This window comes from Streptomyces albicerus, assembly GCF_008905045.1.
Lineage (GTDB): Bacteria > Actinomycetota > Actinomycetes > Streptomycetales > Streptomycetaceae > Streptomyces > Streptomyces albicerus.
The window spans coordinates 19,520-21,774 of sequence record NZ_VWMY01000117.1; the positions used below are offsets into that span (position 1 = coordinate 19,520).

The window sequence follows — 2,255 nt, forward strand, 5'->3', positions numbered from 1 at the left end:
GACTGGGCGCATCACGGTTCCGTGCGAGAGGCCTCCCGGACCTCAGGAAGAGGCGGTGCCGACGGCCGCGTCCTCGAGCGGCCTCGTGGGGATGGAGCCCGCCAGCGCCGGCACGGGCGCCTCGCGGGGTGTTCGGCGGGCCTCCCGCAGGCTGGGCTCGGGTACGGGCGGGACCAGCGGGGCGCGCTCGATGGCACGGGCCCGACGCGAGAACCAGACGATCTTTCCGCCGGTGCCCGTGGCACAACAGCCCCAGCCGTCGCTCAGGGCGGCGATGTGGGCCAGGCAGCCGCGTGTGGCGGAGTCCGGATGGAACTCCCCGTCGTTGTCCGCGACTGCGGTGATGAGGTGCTGGCCGTTCCACCACATCTCGATGGTGGTGTTCTTGTCCGCCGCGTGCTCCTCGATCGTGTGGAGCAGCACTTCGGCGCAGTGACAGACGGACTCGACGAGGTGCTCCAGGTTCCAGTACCGGAGATGGGCGGCCAGGATGCGCCTGACCTGTTCGACCCGCTCCAGACTGACTTCCACGTCGAGGTGGTAGTAGCAGGGCACTACGGTCTTCATCGTCGTTGGCTCCTCACCGGCGAAGCTCTCGCTCCTCCTCGCCCCTGCGGGCCGAGCCCCGAACACGAAGCGTGAGCAGTGATCGCTTCTGAGTCACTCCTAGGGTGAGAGCAGTACTCCATTCGCGCAACACGAGAGCCCTCGCATCCTGTGCGGGAGTTCTACATGTTGTTGAAACGACAACAGGACGCTGCGCGGCACCACGTGCACCATGAGTGAGGGTGTCGATCTCTGTATGCGGTCGACGCCTCTCTGTGCACGGTCTTCACGCACGATCCGGGCGAACCGTGTGCGTTCGAAGGAGTGGAAGGTGACCAGTGAAATGCTGCTGCCTGCCAAGGACGAGGTCGCCAGGCACCTGGAGCTGTACCGCGCCTGGGAACGCATGATGCTCGCGGCCCCCGCCGACCGTGCGGCGCGGGGCAATTTCGAGGACACGGGCTACACGCTGTGCGTGCTGATGGGCAAACGCTGCGCGCGTGAGGCCGTGTACGCCGCCGAGCGTTATCTGGCAGTCGGTTCGGGCGCACGCGGCCGGGCACGGGCCAAAGGCAGCCCGACCAGCGCCATACGACCCGATCGATCCGACGGACTCACGGCAAGCCCCGTGTCGTAGGAGCCCTCCAACGGCATTGACGAAACACGGACCGAGCGCAAGGACGACGGAGGTGAACCCCATGACCGAGAACCCGGCCGACGGCCGCGTCCGCCCTGTTGGCCGCATGCCCGTCCCCCTGATTGGCCGAGTCCCCGTCGTCGACGTCCGACCGGCCGTCGACCGCGGGACCCGCCCGGCGAAGGCGGTCCTGGGGGAAACCTTCCAGGTCACCGCCACCGTCTTCGGCGAAGGACACGACGCGGTCGCCGCGAACGTCGTCCTGTGCGACCCGGAGGGCCGCGCAGGGCCCTGGACGCCCATGCGCGAACTCACCCCCGGCACCGACCGCTGGGGCGCCGACGTCACCCCCGAAGCGGTGGGCGACTGGGCGTACTGGGTGGAGGCGTGGTCCGACCCCGTGACCACCTGGCGCCGGACCGCCCGCATCAAGATCCCGGCCGGCATCGACGTCGGGCTGGTCCTGGAAGAGGGCGCCGAACTGTACGAGCGGGCCGCCTCCGGAGTCCCGCACAAAACGGGGCGAACGGCGGTGCTGACCGCCGCGCATGCGTTGCGCGACGAGTCCCGGCCGCCGATCGCCCGCCTCGCCGCCGCCCTGACCCCGGACGTGGACGCGGCGCTGGCCCAACACCCCCTGCGGGAACGAGTCTCCCGATCGGACCCGCTGCCCCTGCTGGTGGAGCGGGAGCGGGCGCTGTTCGGCTCGTGGTACGAGTTCTTCCCGCGCTCGGAGGGCGCGGTCGTCGAGCCGGACAAGCCGCCGGTGAGCGGCACGTTCCGGACGGCGGCGCGGCGGCTGCCGGCGATCGCGGAGATGGGCTTCGACGTGGTGTACCTGCCACCCATCCACCCCATCGGCACGACCTTCCGCAAGGGTCCCAACAACAGCCTGTCGGCTGACCGTTGGGATGTCGGAGTGCCCTGGGCGATCGGTTCGCCGGAGGGCGGGCACGACGCCGTGCATCCAGATCTGGGCACGACCGAGGACTTCGACGCCTTCGTGGACACGGCGGCGGGGCTGGGTCTGGAGGTCGCGCTGGACTTCGCGCTGCAGTGCTCGCCGGATCAT

3 protein-coding genes are annotated in these 2,255 nt (G+C 69.8%); 2 read left to right on the forward strand and 1 reads right to left on the reverse strand.

What is annotated here, in order from left to right; genetic code table 11:
- Nucleotides 1–42: 42 nt before the first annotated feature.
- Nucleotides 43–567, reverse strand: a complete 525-nt coding sequence (locus tag GAS53_RS51270; protein WP_151484718.1) for a pep a2 — start codon at nt 565–567, stop codon at nt 43–45.
- Between the two features lie 322 nt (nt 568–889).
- On the opposite strand from GAS53_RS51270, the gene GAS53_RS51275 reads away from it, so the two are divergent.
- A complete protein-coding gene (locus tag GAS53_RS51275) occupies nt 890–1,183 on the forward strand; it encodes a DUF5133 domain-containing protein (protein WP_151484722.1) in 294 nt (97 codons plus the stop codon).
- Between the two features lie 61 nt (nt 1,184–1,244).
- Nucleotides 1,245–2,255: maltotransferase domain-containing protein (locus GAS53_RS51280; protein WP_151484719.1), on the forward strand; the 1,011-nt coding region annotated here is incomplete at its 3' end.

Excerpts from the sequence above, each read along its gene's own strand:
- GAS53_RS51270 (WP_151484718.1), bottom strand. The coding sequence starts at position 567 with ATGAAGACCGTAGTGCCCTGCTACTACCACCTCGACGTGGAAGTCAGT.
- GAS53_RS51275 (WP_151484722.1), top strand. The coding sequence starts at position 890 with ATGCTGCTGCCTGCCAAGGACGAGGTCGCCAGGCACCTGGAGCTGTAC.